Here is a 25432-nt window from a genome sequence, read left to right on the forward strand (position 1 = left end):
CTAGATAACCTGCAGGCGGGAAAGCGTGGCAATTGCGGCCACCGTCACCAGCGTGCCGAGCCCGACCGCCAGCCGGACCCCGACGGTGCAGCGCTGCTGCGCCATGGCTTCGTGTGTCGTGTTTTCTTGGTTCATCGGAACCTCCTCCCTGTCTATAAGCCGTCCAGATAAGTTACTCCCGGGTCTGGCCGGCACAAGTCCCACGAGTGAGGGGAAGAGTGCGGTCAGGGAATCAAGGCGCTCCCTCGAGTTCGCCCCATTCGGCCTCACGGAAGCAGCCATCGCAAACCTGGCCGTCGATCTGGTGGCGCCGCGGATAGCGGAAGGTCCGGTCGCCACGCCCGCGGCCAGGGATTCGCCCTGCCGACAGATGGCCACACACGACGCACCGAAACCGGGTCACGGGTCGGCCAGGCCGGTCGATCTCTGCCGCGGCCTTCGCGGGCCGTTTCACCGGACCACCTCCACACGCCGGCGGAACGCAAGCGTGATCGCCGGCCACCAGCGCGTGCCAGCCTTCGCGAACAGGCGGCTCTGCTCCGCGCCACCGATCTCAATGTGGATCGTCGCCGCACCGGTCCAGTGCGAGAGCCAGGCGACGCCGGGCTGCTCGGGCAGCGGGGCGGTACCGGGCCGGATCGCTCCTTCCGGAAACAGCATTACCGCTTCGCCGGCGTGAAGGCGGTTCCGGAGTGCCCGCAAGGCGAATGGAGCGCTGCTGCCCAGGGGGACCACCTGACCGAAGCCCAGCCGGGAGAGCGCCCGCATGCCCGCCATCGCGAGGCGGGAATGGCGTGCATAGTCCGGGTCGACCGCGAACGTCAGCGGTACCGGGCTGGCTAGCGCGATCAGGACCCCGTCCAGCAGGCTCACGTGATTGGCCACGACGATCAGGTCGATGGTGCGCAGATAGTCCGGCGTGATCCGTTCGTCGAAATGGCGCTCGCAACGCCACGCGTTGACGCGCAACTGCAGCCATTTGCGGACGAAGCGATCACCGCGTGGCCGGTTCAGCTGGAACTTCTGCGTGCCGTAGCGGTGTCCCATGGAAAATGTGCGGCGGCAGCGCGTCGCCGGCATCGCGGACGCTCGACGGTAGATAGAGCCCGCGTCGAGCATAGTCGAAGCCGATGTCGAAGCCGAGCTTCGGATCCAGTGCGTGCGGGTTGAGGGTGAATGACATGATCGATTCGGTCGCGTTGTAGACCGTTCGATCATCTCGCCGGATTTGACCTGCGCAACCCGCAATTCGGTCGGGAAAACGCTTCGGATTCAGGGAAGCTGCCGCACGCGTGGAAAGCGGATGCATTTCCGTGCGCAATCGGCCAAAGGTGATGGTGATTGGCCGCGATCATGGAGGCTCGCTCAGTTCCCTTCCTGCTCCATGCTTCCCAATCCGAACGACGACCTGCTCGTGCCCGCGCGACGGCGGTTCCTGCAGCACAGCGCGGCGGTCGTCGCCGGCCTGACCCTCCCGATTCCGGGATGGGGCGGGGACTTCTGGTCGCAGCCCCGCGTGCTGTGGCTCTTGCGCGGGCGGGAATCCGCTAAGGCGGTCTATTGGGCTGACGGCAAACTGATCCCGGAGGGGTACGTTGCGCTTTGCCGGGTGCTGTGTGATGTTCAACTGAACTTCGCGGTCCAGATCGATCCGGTGACACTGGATATCCTGCGCGGTGTCTATGGCTGGCTGCGGTACTTCGGCATCGACCAGCCGATCACGGTGCTCTCCGGCTACCGCCATCCCTACCCGCAGCTGCTGGCGGCCGCCTTGCGTCTCATCGAAGCGGCGTCATGGCGGACTGCCTGGATCAGGATGCCGAGCGAGCTGCTCTCTCACTTTGCCCATTTCTATTGGGAGGGGGACGAGACAGAGTCGGACGCCGACAGCCTTGAGTGGCTGAAGGAGCGCTTTGACGAGGACCAGGAAACAATGCAGCGCTACTTGCCGTCGGTCGTGCGTGCGGAGCTTGTTCCCGCTGCGCTTCGCCTAACCCCGACAGGTCGGCGCCGACGCAGAGATCGCCGGGACTTCGGTCTCGACGTCGCTACGCTGGAATCGTTGACCAGTCGGCGAGGCATGGCACGGCTCTGCCGAGAGCTGATCCTGCTCCGCAACCTGATTAGCAGGGCGCGGGGCCGGGATCTCCTCAGCTATGGCTACGACGTACGTCCTGTGTACTCAGCGGCCGTGCTGGTCTGGGAGAACGTCGAGCGGGTCCTGCAGCTCTTCGACGACATCTATCAATACGAGTGGGACGGCGGCGAGGCGACGATGCACTTGGGTTTCATCCCGATTGCACAGGAACCTTCGGCCATCCGACGCCAGTACGCCGCCTTCACTCGTCGCGCAGCAGGTTGCTGAACGCGCGTCGAACCCCAGCCGACAGGGCTGCGAAATTGTCGTTCGCACAGATCTGGGGCGACTTGTGGCCATCACGCAGGATGCAGATCAACCGTTTGCCCCAGGCGATCGGGTGATGCTCGTGTCCGGCGGCGGCGCCATGCGCGTAACCCGTTAGCAGTCCCCGGGGCCTCGCCCACAGCAATCAGCCGCTCCCCATGTTGGGGGGCGGCTTTTCTGTTTTTCGGCGGCTTGCGGGATGGGGGAGCGGTGGCGGCGGAGACGGTATAGTTCAGGGAACGATCCGACGGCTCAGTTCGGCCAGTTCCGGTCAGTGGCACGAGCTCTGCATCCACACCGAGAAACGGTCACTGAGGTGCCCGGAGCGCGCCTTGTATCGACGGAAGTGCTACATCGTAGTGGATTTGCGAGCATAATAAATGTTCAATCGCCGATCCTAGGACCCGCGCTCCAGAAATCCAGCAAGCTCCCATTACCAGGGAGGCTCCGCATATGATTTCACGTCGCCGTTTCGTTGGTAGCGCGCTTAGCGCAGGCTTGGCTCTCGCAACGCAAGGATGCCAGCAGATACCCGCGCAAGCCGCGCGCAAGCGAATGATCGTGGATGCCCAAATCCACCTATGGACGGCGGAAACAAGGGACTGGCGGTGGGTCCCCGGCGCGGTGCCGCAGCTTCCAGAACCCTTCACCATCGAGAAGCTGGTGCCGATGATGGACGAAGCCGGCGTGGATCGCGTCGTCGTCGTTCCGCCGTCATGGGCCGGTGATCGTAACGATTACGGTCTGGAGGCGGTCAAGAGGTATCCCAATCGCTTTGCCGTCATGGGACGCATCCCGCTCAAGAATCCGCAATCGGCGGCGCTACTACCCAAGTGGAGGGAGCAGCCTGGGATGCTCGGTGTTCGGTTGTCGTTTGTCAGCGGCGCAGCCGCTTGGCTCACGGACGGCACCGCCGACTGGTTCTGGCCAGCGGCCGAGAAAGCCGGCCTTCCGGTCATGTTTCTTACCGCGGGTACGCTGCCGCTGTTCGCCACTATTGCGGAGCGCCATCCGCAGCTGACGCTGATCATTGACCACATGGGCGTCTCACGGGAAGTCTGGAGAGACAAGAAGGCAACGATACCGACCGTGATCGATCAGGCGGTCGCGCTCGCCAAGTACCCAAACGTCAGCGTCAAGATGTCGTCAGCCCCCAACGCTTCGCGCGAGTCATATCCGTTCCGCGATATGACTGTGCACCTGCGCCGCGTGTTCGACGCATACGGTCCGCAGCGCTGCTATTGGGGGACGGACATGACGAACTCGTTCGCCAAGGCCAGCTACCGCCAGCGCATCACGCACTTCACGGAGGAACTCAACTTCCTGTCCGAGGAGGACAAGGACTGGGTCATGGGGCGTGCGATCCTTAACCGCTTGAACTGGGCCTGATTCTTCCGCGCGCACGGCGATGCGTTCAGCCACGACCAAAAGGTAACGTCATCATGAGCCCAACTGCGACACTCCCCGATTTTTCGCGCCTTGGGCCGGAAAAATCGGGGCTTGCGCGATAACGGCAGATACTGCTAATTGTTGTGGGATGTCCGCCCGCAGAGGCGCGCATCCGTCTTTAATCTAACGAATGTCCGGGTTGCCCGCCTGCACGGGCGATCCCGGCCAGTTTCGCTCGTTCGACATTGGTGTCTTGATCGTCGACAATCTCGATGTTCTTATTCGGTATTGCGTTCCCCACTTTGTGCGGCCAGGGCGACACGGGGTAATGTGATGGCGGTCGATGGACCCCGAGCCGCATTCCGAACGTCTTATCCGATTTACCGTTGAGAGATCCCCCACGATGTCAGTGCCTTTCGTCGTAGCAGCAGCCCAATCCATTTCCGTCGCCGGTGACATACAGCAGAACGTCGACCGGCATCTCGCGTTTTTACGCGAAGCCGCCGCGAGACGCGCGCGCCTCGTCGTCTTTCCCGAGCTTTCGCTGACCGGATACGAGAGCACCATTGCGAGCGAAGTCGCAATCCGCGACGACGACGCGCGACTCGCGCCCCTGCGTCACGAATGCACGCGAAGCGGACTGACCGCCGTCGTGGGCGCTCCCTTGCGCTTCGACGATGGGATGCGGATCGGCGCGCTGACGTTGACACCGGACGGCAAGGTCACCAACTACACGAAGCAATACCTGCATCCAGGAGAAGACGCGACCTTCGCGCCCGGATCGGGCGGGCCGCCGATTTCCGTTGACGGCGAGACTGTCGCGCTCGCCGTTTGTGCGGACACGGGCCATCCAGAGCATGCAGCGCAAGCATCCACCATGGGTGCGATCCTGTACGCGGCGGGCGTGCTATTCACCGCGAACGGTTACGCTGCGGATACCGCGTTGCTCCGGCGCTATGCGGCACAGCACCGCTTCGCCGTGCTGATGGCTAACCACGGCGCAGACACAGGCGGATGGTCATCCATAGGCAAGAGTGCGTTTTGGGACGAGCACGGCCGCTGCGTCGTCGCGGCGGACGGACCAGGGGCCGCGTTGGTCGTCGCGAGCAGGGCCGACGTCGGCTGGCACGGCGAAGTCGTCTCGTTGCGATGAACCAATTTGAGTGGTGCATCTGTATCGCCACGCCGTGCTTGGGGGCCGGGCAAGCGAAGCTTGTCGATCGCTAGCCCGATCTCGGCCCGCATCCTTCGGTGACGGCCGGCACGCTTGCCTCAGCGTGACAAGCCAATGCTGACGACCGCTACCCGGAAAGCCAAATGACTTTCGAGGCCACGGTCGTTGCCGTCGCTGGCCGCTCACGGCCGAAACACAGCCTCGGCCATGAGCGGTCGTTCCCCATAGCTCCCTATCCACGTCGATCGGAACCGATCCCCGGCATCTGCCGTTGTGCCCGTCTATCTTGCGCGCTTCCAGGTTACCGTCGCGGAGCCGCCCCCGGATGCTTGCGCAGTCATGTACTGAAGCTCGTCTCGGCTAAGCGTGACCACGGAGCGCTTCTGTTCGGTTGCGTCCCAGTTTGGAAATGTCGATTTATCGATGTCGAGAGTGATGCTCTTCCCTTCCGGAGTTACGGCGTAGGAGCCAAAGAGGGCAACACTCTTGCCGACCACCGCCTTGTTTTCCTCTGGCGTACCCGTAGCACGATTACCGGAGATAAACTTTGGAAGATCCATCCCAATGATGGTTAGCATAAACCGGCCTTGGGCATCCAGAATCATCATCCCTTTCGCGCCTGGCCCGAACTGGTCAATCTTCTTTCCGTCCTTATCGAGAACTGATGAGACAAACGTCCACGTTCCGACTATGTCGTTGGCTTGCTGAGCAAACACGCCAGTTGATGGGAGCGCCGCTCCCATCAATATCGCCAATATCGCAGAGTGCTTCCCAAGGATTCCGTTCATTCAACACCTCCAACGTCAAAAGATGACTCGTTCCCGGCGCCCCTGCACCACGCCCCACGGACAATGGCGAATGATTGGCCTCGCTTAAGTAAGGATCGCTTCGGCAGAATAGCAGTTTTTGCGTCGGGACAGCGCTAATGGCCGAATGGATCGGGAAGCGCCGGCCGAGGACAGGCCGGTGTGGCTCACTTGCCGGCCAGGATCGGATGCTCGATTAGTACTAGTCCCTTCGGCGGGTCCAATTGCGGGGCCGATTCTTGCGTTACCCTCTGGACTTGCTAGAGTACATCAGGGTCCCGATGTCCGCAGGGAGAAGAGCATGCGATTGGGAATGTTTGTGGTGTCATGTGGCGCGCTTCTCGCTTCGACGATCGCACTTGCACAGGAGAAGCATATCGTAGCGTTCGACGCACCAGCGAGCGGCAATAAGTACACGCAGCAGCACATCCTTGAAGTAGGCGACGTGCCTGAGCACAAGCTACGGCTGTTCGAGTTAGTGCGCAATTACGGCGGCAAAGACCAGAAAATTGAGGGCGTCGTCTTGAGAGAGGCCGTTATCCGTGGCACCAGCGACCTGACCGACTTGAATGGGCTCGGCCGCAGCTATGTCGAATACAGGATGGAGAACGGCGACAAGATTTTCGCACGCGGATTCTTTCTCTCGCACAAGTTGCCAGGCAGCGATCGTCTGAAGAATCTCACAGAGTTGGATATCACGGGTGGCACTGGTAAGTTCCGCGGCATTCGCGGCATCGTACGCGCCGAAACAGCTTCCGACAACAAGGCCTTCAACCAGAACCAGACCGAGTTCGAATACTGGTTCGAGAAGTAGCTGAATGTTTTGCTCCAAGACTGCGGGCGCCTTGGTGAATTCGATGCCCGCTTTTGGGTGAAGAGCCGACCGAGGAGCAACCGGCGGAAGTCCCTTCCCGGGGCCAGTGTCCGACGCTCGCCGGCGCACGCGCGCGGACACTCGAACGACCGCTCTGCCTTACCAACGGATCTTTAAACATCGTGCAGAATGAACCGACAAGCGTTGCTTTGTCTTTGACTGAGCGACGCCGTCCTCGCAGTGAGCCGCTATACCATGGCTGCCGGCGACAAGGAGGCAGTGCTTAATGGAGACGATGGCTCACGAGCGCGGTATCAAGCCGGTGCTCGCCAAGCGCTGGACAGAACACGGCAGTGGCTTGGGCAAATTCCGGTGGGTTGTCGAACGTACTCATGTGTGGCTTCACAACTTTCGTCGTCTTCGCATTCGCTTCGATCGTCGGGCCGACAATTCACGAAGCGCTCTTAAAACTCGGCTGCGCTCTCGTCAGCTGGAACATCTTCAGGCGTACGGCGCAGCCATTTTGAACTGGCCTCTAAAGCTCTCCAGGGGATTGCCTTATCCGGTGAGGCGGATTCCGCCCTATTGGCTCTCGATCCATTGAATGGCGAAGCGCGTCAGCTCCTTGCCGCTAGGAATGTCCAGCTTTTCCCTGATGTTGGCCTGATGTGCCTCGATGGTCTTGACGCTCCGACTCAGTTTCTCGGCGATCTCGCGGGTGCTGAAGCCGAGTCCGATCAGGTGCAGGACCTCGAACTCCCGTTCCGAAAGGCTCGCGATTGAGCCCGCCGGAATTTTCTGGGGAGCCGTCAGAGCCCGCGCCAACTTTTCATGCATTGCGGCGCTCAGGTAAATGTTACCTGCCAGCACCTCGCGGATGGCGTTCATAATATGCTCCGTGGCCTCGAGTTTCATCAGATACCCGTTTGCTCCAGCCCGCAGTGCGCGTTCGGCAAACAGGGTTTCGTCATGCATGCTGAGGACGAGGATTGCCAGCTTTGGATAGTGTTGCCGGAGCGTTTTCACAAGATCCAGACCGGAGTTCGAGTGCAGACTGAGGTCCACAATGGCCATGTCAGGCTGGCAGGCCATCGCCGCCAGAGCGTCTTCGGCACTGCCGGCCGCACAGCAGACGTGCAGATCCTCATGCAGATTCAGCAAGTGGGTTAAGCCATCCCGGATGATGGGGTGGTCATCCACGATCAGGATCTGAGTCGCGCGGCCCAGGCTAGATGGCTTCCCTTCCATGTCCTGGACTCTCCGGTATCGGATAGCTGATGGCAACCGTGGTGCCGCCCAAAGCATTGCGGGTGACCATGCAAGAGCCGCCCAGGAGGCTCGCCCGGTGGCGCAGGCTGTGAAGTCCCAGTCCCGAAGCACGCTCCATTTGTTCCAGATCGACCCCCATCCCGTCGTCACTGATGGAAAGCCTCTGCATGCCGCCGTCGCGCTCCAGGTCGATCCAAATGTGGCGGCCCTGGCTATATTTCAGCGCGTTATTGACGGCTTCCTGTGCCGCACGGTAAAGGTTAATCTGCATCGGCGGATCCAGTAAGTCCACATTTGACTCGATGCGGAGCGTGCAGCCTATGCCGTTCAGTGAGCGAGTCGTCTGTGCCAACCCTTGCAAGGCGACCGTAAGGCCATCAGATTCCATGGCGACCGGGTCCAGGCCATGGGCAATCTTGCGAGTCATCAAGGATGCCTGCTTCACCAATTCGACGATGGTAGCCGCCTTCGCGGCGGCTGGATGGCTATGCATCTGTAGCTCTTGATTCAAGGTGGCGCAGTAGAAACCCAAACTGGTGAGGTGCTGCCCGAGGCCGTCATGCAGTTCTCGGCCGATGAGTCTCTGCTGCTGATCGCCGATTCGGATCAGTTCCGTTTCCAGCAGACGACGTCGCGCCATCTCCTGCTTCAACTCATTGTTTGCCAGCTCTAAGTCTTGGGTTCGCTCTTGCACCCGCCGCTCCAGCTCGACATGGGATGCCAGCAGGAGGCTATGGATGCGCTTTGCCTGAGCATGTGCCGCCACCAGCAGCAGTCCGGTTACTGCCACGACATTCGCGAAGGCGCACCATCTCACGAGGCTATCCACCGGAGATTCCGCGGCAAAGGGACCGGTGCCGTTCGCGGTGCCCCAGATGGCCACGATTGAGATCAGCAAGGTCGAGAGGCTGGTGCCCAAGTGATCGAAGCGCAGAGCCGCCCAGATAGTGAATGGAAAAATCGCCAGGGCTGCCGGATAGTAGCTGTGCCCGGCAAGTTCGGTGGCGCCGAAGATGACGTAACTCACCCAGAAGATCGCAATGGTCAGTCCGCACGCTTCCACGGCCTGCCTTGCGGAGCGGACAGGGCTCGGATACGTGAGCAAGCTGAGCAGCGGTGGGGCCACCACGAGCACTCCCATCATGTCACCCAGCCACCATTTCAGAACGGCTGTGCCGTACTCGGTGACTGACACCAAGCCCCCTGCAAAGAGGGCGGTCGCACCGATCAGCGCACTCACTGCCGTGCTGACTGTCGCGGCCAGGACGACGAAAGCTAACACGTCCTTGATGCGGTCCAGGGTGAGCTGGAATTGGGCAGCCCGCTTTAACAACAATGTTGCCGTCAAGGCTGCAGCCGTCGCGCCGAGGCCAATCACCGCGGCCACTGGTAGGGGCACGCCCACCGACATGTTGGCCAAAACGGAGCCAATGGCAATGCCGGGGGCAACGGCGAAGCCCAAAACGAGCAGCGCAACGAGGGCGATGCCGCTGGCCGGCCACACTAGAGACACCGCACCGCCCACTACCGCATAAGCAAGTCCCAGCTTTGCACCTGCGTAGTACGCCAATGCGACAAGTCCGGTGCGAACGAAGAGGCTAAGCCTCGAGTTGCGCGGAATGATGACCATGGTTCGCTTCAAATTCTGGGGACAGCCCCTGCCACATCCAGCCGTTTTCTCGTTAGCCGCAATGACAAACTACTTGCGAAAGCTGGTGTCCGATGCACCTGCGGCAAATCACGAGTTTGCCCCGAATGGGTGCTAGGCGAAGTGCTGCGACGATCCGTTGAGTTCATCCTATGAATCTACGTCAGAACTCCCCTGTGCGGTAAGCGTAGCCGATGGATTCGATGAGATACAGCCCGGGTTGGACGCCAGATTCCGTATGAGCGCGCGCATTGTCGTGTCGGGTTTCGGGTCTTCGGCCAGAATCCGGGCGCAGTTGGCCCTTGGCATCCGGCTGCGGTCGACGTCGTATCACCCGCAGATTGCTCAGGACAGATAGCACACGCAGTCGCGTATGGACGAACGGATCGCTCTCGTCGCCAGGTCGCAATATACGCGCCTGCGTGACATCGTTGACCTTGGCTGCCGTGCCCAATAGGGCAATCCCCTAGCCCCTTTTCGGAAGAAGACCTTATTCATGCGCTTGCCTTCAGCGCATACATTGGAGTCGTACAAAGCGGCGGCACTGGAGCGAAAAGGAATACGTTTCGGTGTTCTTGCAACCACCTGAAAAGGAGGTGAAAGAAATGGTAAAAACAGTCTTACTGCTCGCTGCGGCGAGTGCGGCGCTTGGCGCCGGCGTAGCCAATGCCGGCATCGGGGCGCGGGATGTCTACACCGACGGCGCCAGCGTGTTGGGGCCGCGAGACCCATATTCAGATGGGGGGAGGAGCACAAAGTTCGATGTCTATTCAGATGGGGCGAGAGTCACAGATAGACGAGACGTATTTACCGATGGCGCGAGAAACACCAGCCGCGATGGGCTGGTTGAGGGCAGCATGTAAGGAACGGCAGAAGGGGCCGCAAAAGAACACGTCGTCAGCGCTCAGCGTCCACAGCCACAAACCAAGCACCTCCCCCGAGTAACAGCCTCGGGGGATTCTTTTTTACAGCGGCAGCAGCGTTTGCGGCGTGCCTATTTTGTCAGTTCCTTGAACCAGGCTGTTGCAGAACTGAAACAGATAGCCCAGTGAGCCAAGCCACTTGCGCTAAGGCGGCCGTCGAGGGCGTTCTGGCGCATGTAGCTTGCTGCGAGAAAGGCGTCGACATCTGGGACCGGAGCGAAGCCGCGTTCGCGGACCACTATCGATGATAGATCAATGCAGTGCTTCAAACTTCGAATCGGGCAACGGCGTGCCGGCGCGGAGTGCGGTAATCATGCATCGTCCATCTTGATCATCTTGCGCAAGAGTCGTGTTTGGCCAAGGCGACAGGAACTTGGCAGTTTCTATAAAAACCCCACTTTTGTAGTCCCGGTTCACGCAGCACTGAGTGGATCTTGCGGCGCTTGTTTAAGCCATGATTGTTGGTCATTGGGTAGGAGTCACATATTTACGCATTGATAGCTATTTTTACGTATTTTTTCTCTCAGCTTTCTCTGTGTTTTTCGGAAATCTGCGAACTTTTGGGGAGCGCGTCGACGGCGCAGAAATAGTCGCAGGCTCCAAAAGGTGTGTTCTTCGAACTGGCCTGCCGACCTCCACCAACCCGCAGGAGGCACCTTGTCAAAAAGCAAACAAGTACCCATGAATTCCGGTACCGCCCACAGCTTGGGCGTGGCGTGCGCTCGTATGGCTGCCCAAAACGTAACCGACGGCGCCTTGGATCTTGCCCTCGCGTGGATTGAATACCGCATGGAAGTTGGCTATCCGCAGTACGTCCCGGATTTTGAACGTGGGTTCTCCCACGAGCGACGGGCACAAGCTAATACAGCCGATGAGCGCCACACGGGCTCGTCAATCAGCATGCCGCTCAGGCCCGACGTGTCCCACGCGGTCCGGCTGAGAAAATAACAACTCGCCTACCTACCAGCTACGCAGTGTGGCGACCGAAGCCTCGTTTGGAAAATCGCGAGATTCCTGGAGGCGGAGACGGGCGCGCAGCGCGTCAACGCGGACGATGCGCCCAGGCCGGCGTGACGGTTGACATTGAGCATGGATTGGCCGAGCGAGAGCGGTCCTTGACGACCTCAGATCAGGCCAGCAACAACTACCCCCACGCCCGAGCGGTAATAGGGCACTTTGACGCTTCTTGGAGAAGAGCGCTCTGGCGAATGAGCGTCCGAGGCTTACGCTCAAGCTTGGCGGATGGTAGGCGAGGATTCGGCTCGGGTAGCGCGCGTGCGGCCGGCTTTTGCCGGCCCTGCCAGGCGGTCCAATGCCAATGAATGGCATTGGGGCTGCCGCCCCCCAGGCGTTCGCGGACCGCACGGAGGGTCGGCTTCTGTTGCGCTGCCACCAACTCCTCCGCGGCGGCTTTGACTTCTTCGTAGCTGATGCCAGGACGCGCCATGAGACGTGTTCCTCATTCGATATGATATTCGCGGAGCACGAGAGGAGATGTGCGGGGCGAGACAAGGTATTTGCCCGGATTTGAAGGGCAGGGGAGGGTTTCGCTACAGTATTTGTCTAGGCCAAATTCAAATGTCCGGTCTTTGGCCAGATCAGAATGTCCGGTTTAATGCAGGATGGTTTTGATTCTTTTACGTCTTTTTCCGGGCTGTTTCCGTAAGGCAGTCGAGCTGGCCTGAGGCGGTAAGGTATCCACAGGGTGGGGCGGTTGCGTCAGTTCATCGATGGTGCGACGCAGATCTTCCGCGTTCAGTTGCCGTTGTGGCTTGGTGCCCGGTGTCGCTGGTTCCCGCTGCTGCCGCGGCCTCTGACCGGTCAGCGTGCGCGACGGTGTCGCCTGGATCCGACGATTGTCTCGCTGGGCCTGCACGCGCTGGGCGATCTCCAGCACATGTCCCAGCCGCTTGTGCTCCACCACCGCCCCCTGATCGATCTCGGACAACCGGTCATAGAGAACGTAGGGCAGGGCAGTCCCGTCGGCCCACAATTCGATACGGCCGTCCGGATACTCGGCCACTTCGATATAGCGATGAATCAGGGGGCGCCGCTCGGGTTGGTCCGTGATGAGATACAGCTTGCGGTCGTACTGCAGCGTTAGCCGGTTGGAGACTTTGCGCCATTCGCGCCAGGTAAAGATGCGCTCGAGGTCCTCGTCGGGCCGCACGGGACGGTGCGCGTTGAAGTCGCTTCTTGGCGTCTTGGCGAAGCGCACATTGAAGTCCGCCAGGAAGACCGGGGCAAAGGCATTGGCCTCGGCCAGCGTCGAGATGCCGCGCTGGCGCAACTCCTTGACCAGCCGGTCCTGCAGCGTGCCATTCATTCGCTCCACGCGGCCCTTGGCCTGGCTGCTGTTGGCGCACAGGCTCTCGATATTCAGCTCGTACAGCGCGCGCCCGAACTGCGTATGGTCTCGCCCTGTGGTGACGCCTTTGGCATTGACCCGGAAGATGCTGGCCTTGTCGCTGCAGAAGGCCACCGGCTTGCCATGGCGCTCGATGTAAGCACGCGTCGCGGCAAAATAGGCGAAAGTCGATTCGGTCGGCACGAACAGCAACTGCATCAGGCGGCTGGTGGCATCGTCGACATAGACCAGCAGCGTGCACATGGGCGCACGCTCCTCGAACCACGCGTGCTCGCTGCCATCGATCTGCACCAGTTCACCCAGGCAAGCGCGGCGCTTGCGCGGCTGGTGCAGCTTGGGCGGACGCAGCTTCCTGGGGACCCAGAAGCCGGCGTCGATCATGATCCGCCGCACCGTCTCCTTGGCCAGCGCGATGCCATGGCGCTCGCGCAACTTCTCGCAGGCCAGCGTGGGGCCGTAATCGGCGTAGTGCTGCTGGATTAGCGCGCGTGCCTGCGCTTCGAGCATCCGTGGCAGCTGGCGATGGCCTGGCTGCCCACGCTGGCGCGACAGCAAGCCCATCGGGCCATCGGCTCGCCAGCGCTGGACCAGCCGCCGGACTTGCCGCGCGGTCAAATCCAGGCGCTCTGCGGCGCGCCATTGCGCCAGCAGGCCCTCGGCCGTTGCCTGAATGACCTTGAAGCGGTCAACTTCACGCAGACTCATGGTGATCAACCCTCGATCCTTCACGGCGCGCTCCAGTCCAACCCAGGCGCTACCAGTATAGGTCTATCCAGAGGACATTCTGATTTGGCTGGAAGCGGACATTCTGATTTGGCCTTTACACCCGATGTCACCGATAATTAGTCTTATGTAAGATCATCCAGAAAAATTACGAGAGACGGGTTCGGTTGTCATTTTCGCGCCGCGCCCCCATCACAACACCCGATGCTCAATATTCAGACGTTCGATACGGCGCGCTATGATGCGTTTCCACCGCATCGGCAACTGGCGCAGAACGGCGTTGCGCCACCGCCCGTTCTGATGCGGATCGACCCGATCAACAAGGAAGGAATACGTCTTGGCGCTCGAAAAACCCGCATTGCACTCTGTCTGGCAAAACGACCAGGGAGACGCATTCATCGTCTTCGACGTGTTTGACCCAGCAGAAGACGGGATGGGGGACGACGACTATCTGCCCGGCTACTACCTTGTTACGTTTGTTGATTACGACGAGCGCAACGAGGCCGATATTGCTGGGGAGGAATTCGACAACGAGCAATGGAGCGCGCTCGTTAAGTCGCTCGACGTCAAGCAGAGCGGCGTGGAGCCTGGTGATTACGCAATTTCACACGCCATCACCAGCGCGGGGTTTTGCGCGTCTTGCGGCTCGCTAGCACCGCCCTGTTCTAGCGCAGCGAATTCTGCTGCGTCTAACCGCGGCCTTCGCCCAATTTCTGCTCATTTTCGCGCAAGACACCTGCCGGCATTCTGAAGAGCCGCCTAGAAGCAGATTAAAGATAGTGAAAAAATTGCGCACGCGTCATATCGGTGATTGTATGACCAGGCGCGGCGGCACTGTTTAAAGATCTCATAAAATTCATTTGAGCCAGCGAGTCCGATCGTTGATGACTACCGATCAAAGATCGGACTCGCTGGCCACGGCCTCAGTCATCGTCGTCGTGCCAGCGATGCCATTCACGATGTCGTTCACGCCATTCGCGCTCTCTCCAGCGCCTTTCTCGCCACTGCTGCTCCTGCCAGGCACGAGCTTGCCAATCGTCGTAGTAGCCGGGCGCAACCACGACCGGCCGGGGAGCGACATAAACAGGCGCCGGCTCGTAGTACACAGGAGGGGGAGGCGCAACCACGGCCGCCCAGGGCAGGCCAATGCCAATTCCGACGTCGACGCGCGCCTCGGCGACGCTGGAGGTAAGGGCGGCGACTCCAGCCAGCAGGCTAACGGCCAAGACCTTTCGCATGATGATGCTCCTGATGGTGCTGCGAACACGCTAGGCCGCGATTGTTCGGCGGCGTATTTGCAGAACTAAAGATGGGTTACCCGCTTTAACGATGCACGCGCGGCGAGGTTGACCCCCCGGCCATTGGCGCGGCGACCATCGTGTAAGCGGTTGTATCTGGAGCCCATGGCGACACCCATTGTGAACTGCAGCGTAGCCGCCGCTGAGCGCAGCTACGCGTCAAATGGTAATTGTCATTAAATGAAAACATACGACATTGTGTTTATACGTTTCAATCTGTTGCCAATCATCGTTATTTATATGCCATGTAGATCTCTTTTCCCTTCAAATTGTGCTCCTAAGCAACACTCTCCGGCTTGACTTCCCTTTCGCGCGAAGAAGAGCTGTGCGTCTCGTAGATGCACTCGTATAATCCGGAACGCAAATCGTTCGTATTCGTTTTTAATTGCCAATACGGCACATGGATCACAAAAACTGCGCTTCGCGCGCGCCAGGGACATGACAACAAGAACCAGCCGCGCACAGCGGCATCGAGGAGGAGCAGGAGGGAGCGGTTTGGCTGCTCTGATTGCTGCAGCCTTTGGGGCCCTGCTGTTGGTTGGCTGCGGCGGCGGCGACAGCAGCGCGGCCAAAACCAACGCAGCGCCGGCTGCCAGCCAGCTATCGGCCATGGCGCAGGTTGGCGAGAAGATCTTCTTGGACACAGCCTTGTCGGCCTCCGGCAAACAGTCATGCGCAACCTGCCACGTGGCGAGCCGCGCCTTTGCCGCCGATGACGGCCTGGCGGTACCGCTGGGCGGGCCCAACATGGACCTGCCAGGCTTGCGCAATGCGCCAGCGCTGGCTTATACCCAGTTCACGCCCGCCTTCAGCTTCCAGGCCAATGGCAAGGCGGTGGGCGGCTTCTTCCGCGATGGGCGAGCGGCCTCGCTGGCGGACCAGGCCGAGTTGCCGTTCACCACTCCATTCGAGATGGCCAACGCATCGGCGGATGACGTGCTAGCGCGGTTGCTGACGCGCCCCTACCTGGCCGAGTTCACTGCGGTGTTCGGCAAGGCATCGGTGGGGGATGGCGTTACCGCCTTGCACAACATCGGCCAGGCACTGGCCCAGTACCAGAAGGAAGACCCGTCCTTCCACCAATTCTCGAGCAAGTACGACGCTTATCTGAATGGCAATGCACCGCTGACTGCGCAGGAACTTAATGGCCTTGCCCTATTCAACAACCCGGCCAAGGGCAACTGCACGGCCTGCCATGTGTCAACGCCGACCGCGACCACGCCGGCGCTGTTCACCGACTTCAGCTACGACAACGTTGGCATCCCCCGCAATTGGAAGATCGCGGCCAATACCGATGGCAACAAGCTCGACTACGTCCCGCGGAACGGTACTGCGCTGGGCGAGCCTAACCACGATTACTACGACCTCGGTCTGTGCGGGCCGCTGCGCAATGACGTCTCGACCCGTACCCGCCTATGCGGCGCCTTCAAGGTGCCGACCTTGCGCAATATCGCGTTGACCGCGCCGTACTTCCACAACGGCGTGTTCGACACGCTGGAGGAAGCCGTGACGTGGTACATCACGCGCGATACCGATCCCACGCGCTGGTATGTCAAGGCAGACGGTACCCCCGACATCCCTTACAACGACCTGCCGACCACCTATGGCGGCAATGTCAACGTGGCCGAAGTGCCCTACATCCCGAGCCTGGCCCCGACTCTGACCAATAGCGAGATCGCCGATCTGGTGCGCTTCCTGTGCACCCTGACCGACGGGTTCGACCCCGCCAATCCGGCGGCCTACCAGATACCGGCTCAGTGCCAGTCCACCGCGGCCAGCGTGGCCGCCACGCGCGCCGGACCCGCTGCACGTGCAAATCAAAGCAAATAAACAGGAAGGGGAGAGAGATGAAACGAACCATGATTGCCGCGGCGGTGCTAGCCGCGGTGGGGACGCCTGCGCTTGCCGCACCGGGCAGTGCCAGCCCGGTGGTGGTACAGCAGCTGGAGCGCAAGATCGACGACATGGCCAGCCAGCTTGACGCCCTCAAGGCCGAGCTCAAGGCCATGAAGGACCAGAACATCGCGCTGGCGACGCAGCAGCAGACCCAGGCCAAGCAGCAGGCCGACCAGACTGCCCAGGTCGCGCAACTGCAGGCTTCGCAGGAAAGCCTGCAGCAGGTAGCGGCAAAGCCGTCTCCACTGGATAACCTCAGCATATTTGGCTACGGCGAGATCGGCTATTCGCGGCCTAGCCGCAATACCAACGACACTCGTGCCGATATCGGGCGTGCCGTCTTCGGCTTCGGCTACCGCTTCGACGAGAAGACCCGCTTTGCCTCCGAGTTCGAGGTCGAGCATGCGATTGCCTCTTCGTCCGATGTCGGCGAGTTCGAGGTGGAGCAGTTCTACGTCGACCATATGTTTACCCCCAAGGTTGGCGTGACCGCTGGCGTGTTCCTGATGCCGGTCGGCCTGATCAACGAGCATCACGAGCCCACCGCCTACTATGGCGTCTACCGCAACTTCATCGAGACCCTGATCATCCCCAGCACTTGGCGCGAAGGCGGTTTTGCCCTGCACGGCAATACGGATATTGGCCTCGACTGGAACGTGGGCCTGACCACCGGGCTTGACCTCTCCAAGTGGAACTTCACCCCGGAGAACCCGCTCTACAATTCCGCGCTGGATCTGCAGAACAACAAGGTGGCGCCGATGCAGGCGACCCACCAGGAAATGAGCCTGGCCAATGCGAAGAACGCTTCGCAGTATGTGTCCCTGAACTATCGTGGTGTGCCCGGGCTGCTGCTGGGTGGCTCCGTATTCACCGGCAATGCCAATCCGGCCGCAGGCGCGGGCAGTCAGCGAGCAACGCTTTGGGAGACCCATGCACGCTGGACGCCCGGCAAGTGGGACCTCTCCGCGCTCTATGCGCAGGGCAGCATCAGCAATACCGCCAAGGTCAACGCGCAGTTCCCCGGCACCGGGAACCCGATGCCGGCCTCGTACTATGGCTGGTACCTGCAGGCCGCGTACACTTTGTGGCAGCATGGCAGCTACCGCGCCGTGCCGTTCGCGCGCTATGAGCGCTACAACATGGGCGCCAAGTACGAGGGCATTGCTCCCGGCTTCTCGGCGCAGCCGGCGGGATTCCCAAAACCGTACGATACAGTGTGGACGGCAGGCCTGAATTTCTACCTGAACCCGAACGTGGTGTTCAAGGTTGACTACCAGCGCTTCCGCACCAATCGCGATTTCAGCCGGGTTGACCTGGGCCTGGGCGTCTATTTCTGACCTTTCTCCGCCATGCCCTGGCACACCGGCGCCTTCACTTTGCGTCGATGGTGCCTGGGACAAAGGAAGCATCCATGCGCTACCAGTCTGTTTCTACCGCCCTCGTCTGTGCCGCCGCGGCGGCCTCTGCCGGATTCGTCGTGACGGAGGTGCGCGCGGCGGAATACATGAGCGTGGCCGACAGCCAGAAGCTGATGTTCGCCGACGCCACCACGTTCGTGCCGTTGGTGGTCGCGCTCAACCTGGACCAGCTCAAACAGCTCTCAGAACGCGCTGGTGGACCGCCGCGCATGGGTGCATGGCGAGTCTGGCAGGCGAAGCAAGGCGACAAGCCGATTGGTTACGTAGTGGCAGATGCTGTCATTGGCAAGTTCGAGCTGATCAACTATGCGGTTGCGCTGAGTCTGGCCGGCGAGATCCGCGATGTGGAGATCCTGGCCTATCGCGAAAGCCATGGCTACGAGGTTCGCAACAAGCCTTGGCGTAGCCAGTTCACTGGCAAGACCGCGCAGTCCCCGCTGCGCATCGGCGATGATATCCAGAACATCAGCGGCGCCACGCTATCGTGCACCCATATCACCGACGGCATCCGTCGCATCGCCGTGATGGTGCAGATGACGCTGGCAAAGGGCTGAACGCATCGTGCGCCGTGTCGCCGAGATCCCGCAGTGCCGTCGCGCCCGCCCGTTGTTGGGCACGCTGGTCGAGATCGATGCGCGCGGCGCTGGCGCTGCCGAGGCGGTGCGTGCAGCATTCGAGCAAGTCGAACAGATTCAGCGCCTGATGAGCTGCCACGAATCGGCCAGCGATATCGGGCGTTTCAATGCCGCCCCTGTGGGCCTGCCGATCGAAATGGATGCGCGCACGCTCGCCGTGCTTGCAATCGCGGCAGAGCTACAAGCAGCTAGTGACGGCGCCTTCGACTGCGAGCGTAGTCCGACGTGGATGCCGCCTTCGGGGAGGCCCGCGTGGATCATCGAAGGCCCGGCGGTACGCAAGCACCGGCCGACATGGCTCGATCTGGGTGGCATAGCAAAGGGCTATGCGGTGGATTGCGCCATCGAAACCTTGCGCGGCTTCGCCCTCGACTTCGCGCTCGTCAACGCGGGCGGCGACATGCGCCACGTCGGCGCCGAGCCGATCGAGGTGAGCCTGCGCGAGCCGGGCGCACCGGCGCGCACTGCCATGGTCTGGCGGCTCGCCAACGCGGCGCTGGCGAGTTCTAGTGTTGGCGGATTGGCCCCGGCGCCCGGGTCGCTGCCGCGCATCACCGATCGGCGCACGCCAACAGCGCTGCAGGCAACAGCCGGCGCGAGCGTGTTGGCGCCGTCGTGCATATTAGCCGATGCCCTAACCAAGGTGGTGCTGGTTTGCCGCGCGCCGCGGCACCCGCTTCTGGCCAAGCATGGCGCTTGTACGCTGCTCTACCGGGATGGCAAACTGCCGGCTGGCCATCCCCCTCACGCCCTACCCGATGTCTGACCCGCACTACCTATCTCATCGTCTGTCGCATCCGCCGCGGCCAGCTTTTCGCATCAGCCGGCCACGGCGGTGGGCCTTGTACTCCGCATTCGCCCTGTTGCTGCTGACGGGCGTATTCTGGCTGATGGTGCATTTCCTTGCGGCTGAGCCTGAGACGCAGGCGGTGTGGTCGGCCTGGAGCATGAAGCTGCACGGGGCGGCGGCGCTGCTTGGCACATTCCTGCTTGGTGTGATTTGGTCGGCGCATATTCGCCATGCCTGGATCCGGCGGCGCAACCGTCTGGTGGGTGCGCTCTTCGGGGCGGTCGTGGCGCTGCTGGTTGCCACCGGCTACGGCCTCTACTACTTCAATGGCGACGTGCTGCGTAGCTTGACCGAATGGCTGCACTGGATTGGCGGTATCGCCGTTGGCGTATTGTTCTGGGCCCACCTAACCGCCGGGCGGCGCGCAGTGGCGACTCGCAACTGAGCGCCACGACTCAACCTGAACGCCTTCCCACGGGATACGACCATCATCCGTGTGAATTCTGCGAGTGCACGAAGTTACGGGTCTTCAATCACACCATCATCGCGCACCGCCCGAACCGCCTGACCCGGGGCCTTTGATACCTTGTCGGCAATCCAGCTGTGAGCAGCAACGCAGTAGGTGCACTCATTCTCGAGTGAAGCCACGAGAAACACCAACTCCTGTTCGGCAGGCGTGAGGATAGATTCCCGCCGAAACAGGTTGTAGCCATGCAAGTACGTATCCAGTAGCGCTGGCGCATTGGCCAGACCCGCATACATGTTCGGAATGTGACCCATTGCCTTGCGGGCCGTCGATCGGCCGGCTGGCGCTAGCGTTTCTCGCATTGCCTTCAATCCCACTGATTCTAGGTCGGCGCGTACAACCCTCTCCTCTGCAGGCACGCCAGCCCGGATTCCGTCTCCGTGCACGAAATTTGACAAAAACATTTCAGCATATCTTTGCTTAGAGTGCTTGTGTCATGTTCCTGCCATATGCCTCAAGCATGCTTCCGGCGACTTCAACTGGGAGGACTCATGAGAAAAATGACGATGCTGGCCGTCGCGACGCTGTCGCTCGCGCTGGCCGCATGTGGTAGCGGTGATGACAACTCCGGCAATGGCGGCGCCGGGACGCCTGTCACAACCGCACCGCCACCCGCCGCCGCGCCAACCAAAAACGTCGTGTTTTTCCTCGGCGACGGCATGGGCCTGAACACGATGACCGCGGCGCGCATCTACAAGATGGGCGAGGATGGTGAGCTGACCATGGACACGCTGCCGGAGACTGGATTCGTCCGCACCTACTCAAATAACGCCCAGGTCACCGACAGCGCGCCCTCCATGTCGGCCTACATGACCGGCGTGAAGATGAACAACGAGGTCATCTCGATGTCGGCGGACACCAGCGCCTACGATGCCAACGGCAAGGATTACCTGGCGGGTGCCGACAGCACCTGCCCCACCTCTGGCAATGGCCGCGGAGTGCCGACCCTGCTTGAGCAGATGAAGGGCGCGGGCTACGGTACCGGCGTGGTCACCACCACCCGCATCACCCACGCGACGCCCGCCGCCACCTATGCGCATATCTGCCATCGCGACGGCGAGAACACCATCGCCGCGCAGCTCGTGCCCAACGGCCCAGGCTACAACACCGCGTTGGGCGATGGCGTGGACGTGATCTTCGGCGGCGGCCGCAAGCACTTCCAGCCAACCACCGTCAGCGGTGGCGCACGTACCGACAAGCGCGACTTGCTGGCCGAGTTCAAGGCCGTGGGCTACACGTACGCGGCGAACCGGGCCGACTTCGACAAGATCGATCCGGCTTCCTCCAAGAAGACGGTGGGCCTTTTCACTTCCAGCCACATGGCCTACGATCTGGACCGCGTGGCCGCCGACGAACCCAGCCTGGCCGACATGACCGGCAAGGCGATCGACCTGCTGGCAGCGAAGAAGAAGGGCTTTTTCCTGATGGTGGAAGGCGGTCGCATCGACCACGCGCTGCACGAAACCACCGCGCGCAAGGCGCTGCAGGACACCGCCGCGTTCGACGATGCCATCAAGTCGGCCATCGCCAAGCTCAACGTGATCGACCCGGGCTTGAAGAACACGCTGATCGTGGTCACCGCCGACCATGACCACACCCTGGTGCTCAACGGTTATGCCAAGCGCACCGGCAAGACCACCGACGCCAACCCCGGCGTGCTGGGCCTGCTGAAGAACTACGTCACCGGCGCCAACAACACCGACTCCTCGGGCAACCCGTTCACCATTATTGGCTTCGGCAACGGCGAGAACCGTCCGGGCAATCGCACCGCGCTGACCGATGCGCAGGTGTTCGACAAATCCTACCACCAGGAAGCCGCGATTCCGATGTCCGCCGGCGGCGAGACGCACGGCGGCACCGATGTCTTCATCGGCGCAATCGGCAACGGCGCGAGCAACTTCTCCGGTGTGATGGACAACACCGAAGTGTTCGGCATGATCAAGAAATCACTGGGTCTGTGAACCCAACGCTGACGGAATACACATCATGAAAAAAACGATGACTGGCCTGTCGGCTGCCGCGCTGGCCGCCGCCTGCCTTTCCACCCCCGCGCTGGCCGCGAGCGAAGCCCGCAACGTGATCTTCTTCCTGGGTGACGGCATGGGCCCCACCACGGTGACCGCCTCGCGCATCTACAAGTATGGCGAGACCGGCAAGCTGAACATGGAGTCGCTCAAGCGCACCGCGCGCATCAAGACCTACTCGAACGATGCGCAGACCACCGACAGCGCTCCGTCGATGGCAGCCTACATGACCGGTGTCAAGATGAACAACGAGGTGATCTCGATGTCCGCCGACACCAAGGCTAGCGATGCCGCCGGCAAAGGCTATGTATCGGGCTCCGACACAACCTGTCCCGCCGGCAATGGCTCGCCGGTGACGACCCTGCTGGAACTGTCCAAGGGCGCGGGCAAAGCAGTCGGCGCGGTGACCACCACGCGCGTCACGCACGCCACCCCGGCGGCCACCTACTCGCACATCTGCCATCGCGACGGCGAGAACCAGATCGCGGCGCAAGGAACGCCGGGCAACGCCCTGTTCAATCCCGCGCTCAAGGACGGTCTCGACGTGCTACTGGGCGGCGGGCTGCGCCACTTCATTCCGCTGGGCGCCACCGGCTCCAAGCGCACGGATGCCACCGACCTGACGGTCCAGTTCCAGAACGCCGGCTACACCTATGTCAATACCGGCACGGCGCTGCGCGCGGTGGATCCGGCCGCCACCGGCAAACTGCTCGGCCTGTTCAACCTCGACCACCTGAACTACGAACTGGACCGGGTCAAGAACAATGTCGACGAGCCAAGCCTGGCCGACATGACGGAAAAAGCCATCCGCATCCTGGGCAAGAATCCGAAGGGCTATTTCCTGATGGTGGAAGGCGGCCGCATCGACCACGCCCTGCACGGCACCAATGCCAAGCGCGCGCTGGAAGACACCATTGCCTTCGACGACGCCATCAAGCGCGCCCTGTCGATGGTGGACCTGTCAAACACCCTGGTCGTGGTCACGGCGGATCATGACCACACCATGACCATCAACGGCTATTCGCACCGCGGCAATCCCATCCTCGGCAAGACCACCGACGTGAAAACCAAGCAACCGGTGGCAGCGGCCGACGGCAAGCCCTATACCACCCTGGTGTTCGGCAATGGCGGCACGCCGCGCAAGCCGACGCGCGACGACCTGACTGCAGTCGATACCACGGGTGACGCTTATCTGCAGGAAGTCGGTGTGAATCTGGGCACCCCTGGCGCGGAAACCCACGGCGGCGGTGACGTGATGCTGTTCTCGGGTGGAGCAGGCAGCGCGCCGCTCAAGGGTACCATCGACAACACCAAGGTGTTCGGCGTGGTCAAGACGGCGCTCGGCTTCTAAGCGCCGCCAGCGGTATGGCACGCCGGCATGTTGCCGGCGTGCGCCATTTTCACGAATCGCGAGTTACGAGATCGAGATGCAAGTTCGCAGCAACCCTGGCGCCCGGGGCGCTTTTGTCCTTCGGGCCCTCTCCGCATTCCAGACCAAGCGCGGCCGAACCCGCATGCTCCGCGGCCTGCTGGCTGGCCTGGCCGCCATCCTGAGCTCCATTGCTTTCGCAGCGCTAGCGGCGCCGGCCAACGCGCCGCTAGCGCTGCGCGTCGAGCACCAAGTTTCGTTGCTTGGCAGCGACGGCGTCAAGCGCGATGTTGCCTTTGCCGAACGTGTGTACCGGGCAGGCAACGCGGTCTGGATCGAACGCGAACTGCCGCGCGGCGTCCCGCATGCCGAAGGGCACAGCAAGGGTGGCGACGGCCACAAGCATGTGGACTTGTCGACCGCGGCACGCTGGATCGAGAACCAGCCGTCCGGCAAGCTGTCGGTGACAGTGGTCAGCGACCACCTGAAGAAGGCCTTTGAAGTGAAGCCCGCCGAGTACGGCAATATCGGCTTCGACGGATCGTGGCCCACCGCCTACCACCTGCTCGATCCGGCCGCGCTCAAGCAGATGCGCGCGGTGGGGCCGCTGCGCAACGGGGCCCAGCAGTACCAGGCGCAGCGCACGGGCGAATCGGTCACGGTCTGGTGGGATGTCGCCGGGCAGTTTCCACGCTCGGTGGAATCGCGCAATCCGGGCGGCACATCGACCAAGTTGACGCGCGTGACCGTGGTGGCGTCGCCGCAGCGCGCGCCCTGGGAGCGTGCCCGCGCTTATACGCGCAGCGAGTACACCGACCTGATGGACTGAGGGGGGCACTCGAGTATGGGGTACGCAAGCAGCGCGAAGCGAAGGATAACTAAGTCAGTGTTCTGGAACGTCTTTTTAAGCCTGACCGTACCAGGAAGCCTTCACCCTCGTCAGTGCGCGGACGATTAATCTCGTTGGTATCCTCGCGTCATGCAGCGAATTTTCGGTCCGGAGAAGCACCATGTCCTGAAACGTGAAGAGGAGCTTCTGGCGCGGCCCGCGTGTGGGCGTGATGATCCCCTCGGTGACCAGCCTGGTGGCCACCGAACGCGGGATGCCCAGCATCGTCTCGGCGTCCTTCAGGGTGTACGTCGGCATCGGCCCGTCACTTTATCGCCGCTGAAGCTCGCTTGGCGGGAGCTGGCGCTGGCGCCGCAGTGGCACGCTTCCCAGTCTTTTTGCTCTTGCCCTCCGCTGCAGCCGTTGAGGCCGGTGCCTTCGCTCCGCCCTGTTTGCGCTGGGCCATGCTTGCGCGCAGGGCCTCCATCAGGTCTATCACTTCCGCGCCCTGCCGCGGTTCGCTTCGCTCCTCACTCACGGTGATCTTCTTGCCCGCGATCTTCTTATCGATCGCTGCCAAGATGCGGTCTTTCTCCTCATCCTTGTAGGCCGTCGGGTCGTACCCGTCCACCGAGTTTTGTTCGATCAGCTGTTTTGCCAAAGCCAACTCGGCCGGCTGGATCTCAGCTTTCTCCACGTGCAGATCCAGCATCGATCGGACCTCGTCAGCGTAGAGCAGTTGCTGGAGCACCAAGCCCTCGTCGATCGCCCGCACCTGCACCATGTACTGCTTGCCTTTCCAGACCCACTGCGCGAGCGCGCAGGTCCCGGTCTTTCGCATGGCTTCGGCCAACAAATTATATGGCTTACCACCGCGCTTGTCCGGGCCCAGGTAGTAGGCCTTGTCGAAATAGATAGGGTCGACGGCGCCGGCCGGCATGAACGACACGATATCGATCGTGTGCTTCGCCTCGTCTTCCAACGCCTTCAGTTCATCCGGATCAAACACAGCGTAGTGGTCAGCTTCGAACTCATAGCCTTTGACCATCTCAGACCGCTCAACCACCACATCTTCGCGGATGCACACATACTGCTGCTTGAGCCTGGAACCGCATCCCTTGTGCAGCAG

25 protein-coding genes and 1 pseudogene are annotated in these 25432 nt (G+C 61.5%); 14 read left to right on the top strand and 12 right to left on the bottom strand.

Going from position 1 to position 25432, the window contains the following annotated elements:
• The 3 genes from AC07XB_RS35050 to AC07XB_RS35060 all read right to left on the bottom strand — a co-directional run bounded on the left by AC07XB_RS35050 (position 1) and on the right by AC07XB_RS35060 (position 1309).
• Positions 1 to 135 (bottom strand): hypothetical protein, encoded by a 135-nt coding sequence (locus AC07XB_RS35050; protein ID WP_492831450.1) that lies wholly within the window; start codon positions 133 to 135, stop codon positions 1 to 3.
• Between the two features lie 315 nt (positions 136 to 450).
• Positions 451 to 1047, bottom strand: a complete 597-nt coding sequence (locus tag AC07XB_RS35055) for a 1-acyl-sn-glycerol-3-phosphate acyltransferase (RefSeq protein WP_492831449.1) — start codon at positions 1045 to 1047, stop codon at positions 451 to 453.
• A complete protein-coding gene (locus AC07XB_RS35060; RefSeq protein WP_493688176.1) occupies positions 995 to 1309 on the bottom strand; it encodes a hypothetical protein in 315 nt (104 codons plus the stop codon). Before AC07XB_RS35060 ends, AC07XB_RS35055 begins: the two co-directional genes overlap by 53 nt.
• Between AC07XB_RS35060 and AC07XB_RS35065 the strand changes: the two genes are divergently transcribed.
• The 3 genes from AC07XB_RS35065 to AC07XB_RS35075 all read left to right on the top strand — a co-directional run bounded on the left by AC07XB_RS35065 (position 1304) and on the right by AC07XB_RS35075 (position 4946).
• The gene (locus tag AC07XB_RS35065) at positions 1304 to 2365 is read left to right on the top strand and encodes a PRTRC system protein F (RefSeq protein ID WP_492831447.1); all 1062 of its coding nucleotides are present in this window, start codon (positions 1304 to 1306) and stop codon (positions 2363 to 2365) included. The two genes, AC07XB_RS35060 and AC07XB_RS35065, sit on opposite strands and share 6 nt — an antisense overlap.
• Before the next feature lie 492 nt (positions 2366 to 2857).
• The gene (locus tag AC07XB_RS35070) at positions 2858 to 3793 is read left to right on the top strand and encodes an amidohydrolase family protein (RefSeq protein WP_492831446.1); all 936 of its coding nucleotides are present in this window, start codon (positions 2858 to 2860) and stop codon (positions 3791 to 3793) included.
• A 403-nt stretch (positions 3794 to 4196) separates the two neighbouring features.
• Positions 4197 to 4946: a carbon-nitrogen hydrolase family protein gene (locus AC07XB_RS35075; protein WP_492831445.1), complete on the top strand. Its 750-nt coding sequence runs from the start codon at positions 4197 to 4199 to the stop codon at positions 4944 to 4946.
• Between the two features lie 302 nt (positions 4947 to 5248).
• Here AC07XB_RS35075 and AC07XB_RS35080 read toward each other — a convergent pair whose 3' ends face one another.
• On the bottom strand, positions 5249 to 5755 hold the full coding sequence (locus AC07XB_RS35080) for a lipocalin-like domain-containing protein (RefSeq protein WP_492831444.1): 507 nt from the start codon (positions 5753 to 5755) through the stop codon (positions 5249 to 5251).
• Positions 5756 to 6074: 319 nt separating this feature from the next.
• Here AC07XB_RS35080 and AC07XB_RS35085 point away from each other — a divergent pair, with 319 nt between their 5' ends.
• Positions 6075 to 6587 carry a hypothetical protein gene (locus AC07XB_RS35085; protein WP_492831443.1) on the top strand — a complete coding sequence of 171 codons (513 nt, stop codon included), beginning with the start codon at positions 6075 to 6077 and terminating at the stop codon, positions 6585 to 6587.
• Between the two features lie 304 nt (positions 6588 to 6891).
• Positions 6892 to 7114 (top strand): annotated as a pseudogene (locus AC07XB_RS35090) (transposase); the annotation flags it as partial.
• Between the two features lie 55 nt (positions 7115 to 7169).
• On the opposite strand, the gene AC07XB_RS35095 reads toward AC07XB_RS35090, so the two are convergent.
• The 4 genes from AC07XB_RS35095 to AC07XB_RS35110 all read right to left on the bottom strand — a co-directional run bounded on the left by AC07XB_RS35095 (position 7170) and on the right by AC07XB_RS35110 (position 13500).
• On the bottom strand, positions 7170 to 7835 hold the full coding sequence (locus AC07XB_RS35095; protein WP_492831442.1) for a response regulator: 666 nt from the start codon (positions 7833 to 7835) through the stop codon (positions 7170 to 7172).
• Positions 7816 to 9486 (bottom strand): MASE1 domain-containing protein, encoded by a 1671-nt coding sequence (locus AC07XB_RS35100; RefSeq protein ID WP_492831441.1) that lies wholly within the window; start codon positions 9484 to 9486, stop codon positions 7816 to 7818. Before AC07XB_RS35100 ends, AC07XB_RS35095 begins: the two co-directional genes overlap by 20 nt.
• Before the next feature lie 2085 nt (positions 9487 to 11571).
• Positions 11572 to 11874 (bottom strand): DNA-binding protein, encoded by a 303-nt coding sequence (locus AC07XB_RS35105; protein WP_492831440.1) that lies wholly within the window; start codon positions 11872 to 11874, stop codon positions 11572 to 11574.
• Positions 11875 to 12039: 165 nt separating this feature from the next.
• Positions 12040 to 13500 carry an ISNCY family transposase gene (locus AC07XB_RS35110; RefSeq protein ID WP_492831439.1) on the bottom strand — a complete coding sequence of 487 codons (1461 nt, stop codon included), beginning with the start codon at positions 13498 to 13500 and terminating at the stop codon, positions 12040 to 12042.
• A gap of 355 nt (positions 13501 to 13855) precedes the next feature.
• On the opposite strand from AC07XB_RS35110, the gene AC07XB_RS35115 reads away from it, so the two are divergent.
• Positions 13856 to 14269 carry a hypothetical protein gene (locus tag AC07XB_RS35115; protein WP_492831438.1) on the top strand — a complete coding sequence of 138 codons (414 nt, stop codon included), beginning with the start codon at positions 13856 to 13858 and terminating at the stop codon, positions 14267 to 14269.
• Positions 14270 to 14441: 172 nt separating this feature from the next.
• Here AC07XB_RS35115 and AC07XB_RS35120 read toward each other — a convergent pair whose 3' ends face one another.
• Positions 14442 to 14756 carry a hypothetical protein gene (locus AC07XB_RS35120; RefSeq protein ID WP_492831437.1) on the bottom strand — a complete coding sequence of 105 codons (315 nt, stop codon included), beginning with the start codon at positions 14754 to 14756 and terminating at the stop codon, positions 14442 to 14444.
• A gap of 669 nt (positions 14757 to 15425) precedes the next feature.
• On the opposite strand from AC07XB_RS35120, the gene AC07XB_RS35125 reads away from it, so the two are divergent.
• The 5 genes from AC07XB_RS35125 (at position 15426) to AC07XB_RS35145 (ending at position 20000) form a co-directional block, all read left to right on the top strand.
• Positions 15426 to 16646: a cytochrome-c peroxidase gene (locus AC07XB_RS35125; protein WP_492831467.1), complete on the top strand. Its 1221-nt coding sequence runs from the start codon at positions 15426 to 15428 to the stop codon at positions 16644 to 16646.
• Between the two features lie 17 nt (positions 16647 to 16663).
• Positions 16664 to 18049: a porin gene (locus AC07XB_RS35130; protein WP_492831436.1), complete on the top strand. Its 1386-nt coding sequence runs from the start codon at positions 16664 to 16666 to the stop codon at positions 18047 to 18049.
• A 74-nt stretch (positions 18050 to 18123) separates the two neighbouring features.
• Entirely contained in the window at positions 18124 to 18684 is a 561-nt protein-coding gene (locus AC07XB_RS35135) for an FMN-binding protein (RefSeq protein ID WP_492831435.1), read from the top strand.
• Between the two features lie 7 nt (positions 18685 to 18691).
• Positions 18692 to 19531 carry an FAD:protein FMN transferase gene (locus AC07XB_RS35140; protein WP_492831434.1) on the top strand — a complete coding sequence of 280 codons (840 nt, stop codon included), beginning with the start codon at positions 18692 to 18694 and terminating at the stop codon, positions 19529 to 19531.
• A gap of 97 nt (positions 19532 to 19628) precedes the next feature.
• Complete coding sequence (locus AC07XB_RS35145; protein ID WP_492831433.1) at positions 19629 to 20000, top strand: hypothetical protein; 372 nt, start codon at positions 19629 to 19631, stop codon at positions 19998 to 20000.
• A 74-nt stretch (positions 20001 to 20074) separates the two neighbouring features.
• Here AC07XB_RS35145 and AC07XB_RS35150 read toward each other — a convergent pair whose 3' ends face one another.
• Positions 20075 to 20335, bottom strand: coding sequence for a carboxymuconolactone decarboxylase family protein (locus AC07XB_RS35150; protein WP_492831432.1), 261 nt, complete (start codon positions 20333 to 20335; stop codon positions 20075 to 20077).
• A gap of 237 nt (positions 20336 to 20572) precedes the next feature.
• Here AC07XB_RS35150 and AC07XB_RS35155 point away from each other — a divergent pair, with 237 nt between their 5' ends.
• The 3 genes from AC07XB_RS35155 (at position 20573) to AC07XB_RS35165 (ending at position 24303) form a co-directional block, all read left to right on the top strand.
• Complete coding sequence (locus AC07XB_RS35155) at positions 20573 to 22042, top strand: alkaline phosphatase (protein WP_492831431.1); 1470 nt, start codon at positions 20573 to 20575, stop codon at positions 22040 to 22042.
• Positions 22043 to 22067: 25 nt separating this feature from the next.
• Positions 22068 to 23456 carry an alkaline phosphatase gene (locus AC07XB_RS35160; RefSeq protein ID WP_492831430.1) on the top strand — a complete coding sequence of 463 codons (1389 nt, stop codon included), beginning with the start codon at positions 22068 to 22070 and terminating at the stop codon, positions 23454 to 23456.
• Positions 23457 to 23619: 163 nt separating this feature from the next.
• The gene (locus tag AC07XB_RS35165) at positions 23620 to 24303 is read left to right on the top strand and encodes a hypothetical protein (protein ID WP_492831466.1); all 684 of its coding nucleotides are present in this window, start codon (positions 23620 to 23622) and stop codon (positions 24301 to 24303) included.
• 75 nt (positions 24304 to 24378) lie between these two features.
• Here the strand turns inward: AC07XB_RS35165 and AC07XB_RS35170 are convergent, their stop codons facing one another.
• Together AC07XB_RS35170 and ku are read right to left on the bottom strand one after the other, a co-directional pair.
• Positions 24379 to 24621: a hypothetical protein gene (locus tag AC07XB_RS35170; protein ID WP_492831429.1), complete on the bottom strand. Its 243-nt coding sequence runs from the start codon at positions 24619 to 24621 to the stop codon at positions 24379 to 24381.
• A 7-nt stretch (positions 24622 to 24628) separates the two neighbouring features.
• Positions 24629 to 25432: non-homologous end joining protein Ku (ku, locus tag AC07XB_RS35175; RefSeq protein WP_493688177.1), on the bottom strand; the 804-nt coding region annotated here is incomplete at its 5' end.

It is taken from the genome of Cupriavidus sp. GW821-FHT02F09, assembly GCF_059421605.1.

Bases quoted from the DNA above. Each gene is read 5' to 3' on its own strand.
- AC07XB_RS35060 (WP_493688176.1), bottom strand. From the start codon at position 1,309: ATGCATCCGCTTTCCACGCGTGCGGCAGCTTCCCTGAATCCGAAGCGT.
- AC07XB_RS35075 (WP_492831445.1), top strand. From the start codon at position 4,197: ATGTCAGTGCCTTTCGTCGTAGCAGCAGCCCAATCCATTTCCGTCGCC.
- AC07XB_RS35130 (WP_492831436.1), top strand. From the start codon at position 16,664: ATGAAACGAACCATGATTGCCGCGGCGGTGCTAGCCGCGGTGGGGACG.
- AC07XB_RS35070 (WP_492831446.1), top strand. From the start codon at position 2,858: ATGATTTCACGTCGCCGTTTCGTTGGTAGCGCGCTTAGCGCAGGCTTG.
- AC07XB_RS35135 (WP_492831435.1), top strand. From the start codon at position 18,124: ATGCGCTACCAGTCTGTTTCTACCGCCCTCGTCTGTGCCGCCGCGGCG.
- AC07XB_RS35080 (WP_492831444.1), bottom strand. From the start codon at position 5,755: ATGAACGGAATCCTTGGGAAGCACTCTGCGATATTGGCGATATTGATG.
- AC07XB_RS35105 (WP_492831440.1), bottom strand. From the start codon at position 11,874: ATGGCGCGTCCTGGCATCAGCTACGAAGAAGTCAAAGCCGCCGCGGAG.
- AC07XB_RS35170 (WP_492831429.1), bottom strand. From the start codon at position 24,621: ATGCCGACGTACACCCTGAAGGACGCCGAGACGATGCTGGGCATCCCG.
- AC07XB_RS35155 (WP_492831431.1), top strand. From the start codon at position 20,573: ATGAGAAAAATGACGATGCTGGCCGTCGCGACGCTGTCGCTCGCGCTG.
- AC07XB_RS35100 (WP_492831441.1), bottom strand. From the start codon at position 9,486: ATGGTCATCATTCCGCGCAACTCGAGGCTTAGCCTCTTCGTTCGCACC.
- AC07XB_RS35165 (WP_492831466.1), top strand. From the start codon at position 23,620: ATGCTCCGCGGCCTGCTGGCTGGCCTGGCCGCCATCCTGAGCTCCATT.
- AC07XB_RS35125 (WP_492831467.1), top strand. From the start codon at position 15,426: ATGGCGCAGGTTGGCGAGAAGATCTTCTTGGACACAGCCTTGTCGGCC.
- AC07XB_RS35120 (WP_492831437.1), bottom strand. From the start codon at position 14,756: ATGCGAAAGGTCTTGGCCGTTAGCCTGCTGGCTGGAGTCGCCGCCCTT.
- AC07XB_RS35095 (WP_492831442.1), bottom strand. From the start codon at position 7,835: ATGGAAGGGAAGCCATCTAGCCTGGGCCGCGCGACTCAGATCCTGATC.
- AC07XB_RS35050 (WP_492831450.1), bottom strand. From the start codon at position 135: ATGAACCAAGAAAACACGACACACGAAGCCATGGCGCAGCAGCGCTGC.
- AC07XB_RS35150 (WP_492831432.1), bottom strand. From the start codon at position 20,335: ATGGGTCACATTCCGAACATGTATGCGGGTCTGGCCAATGCGCCAGCG.
- AC07XB_RS35065 (WP_492831447.1), top strand. From the start codon at position 1,304: ATGCATTTCCGTGCGCAATCGGCCAAAGGTGATGGTGATTGGCCGCGA.
- AC07XB_RS35110 (WP_492831439.1), bottom strand. From the start codon at position 13,500: ATGAGTCTGCGTGAAGTTGACCGCTTCAAGGTCATTCAGGCAACGGCC.
- AC07XB_RS35085 (WP_492831443.1), top strand. From the start codon at position 6,075: ATGCGATTGGGAATGTTTGTGGTGTCATGTGGCGCGCTTCTCGCTTCG.
- AC07XB_RS35160 (WP_492831430.1), top strand. From the start codon at position 22,068: ATGAAAAAAACGATGACTGGCCTGTCGGCTGCCGCGCTGGCCGCCGCC.
- AC07XB_RS35055 (WP_492831449.1), bottom strand. From the start codon at position 1,047: ATGGGACACCGCTACGGCACGCAGAAGTTCCAGCTGAACCGGCCACGC.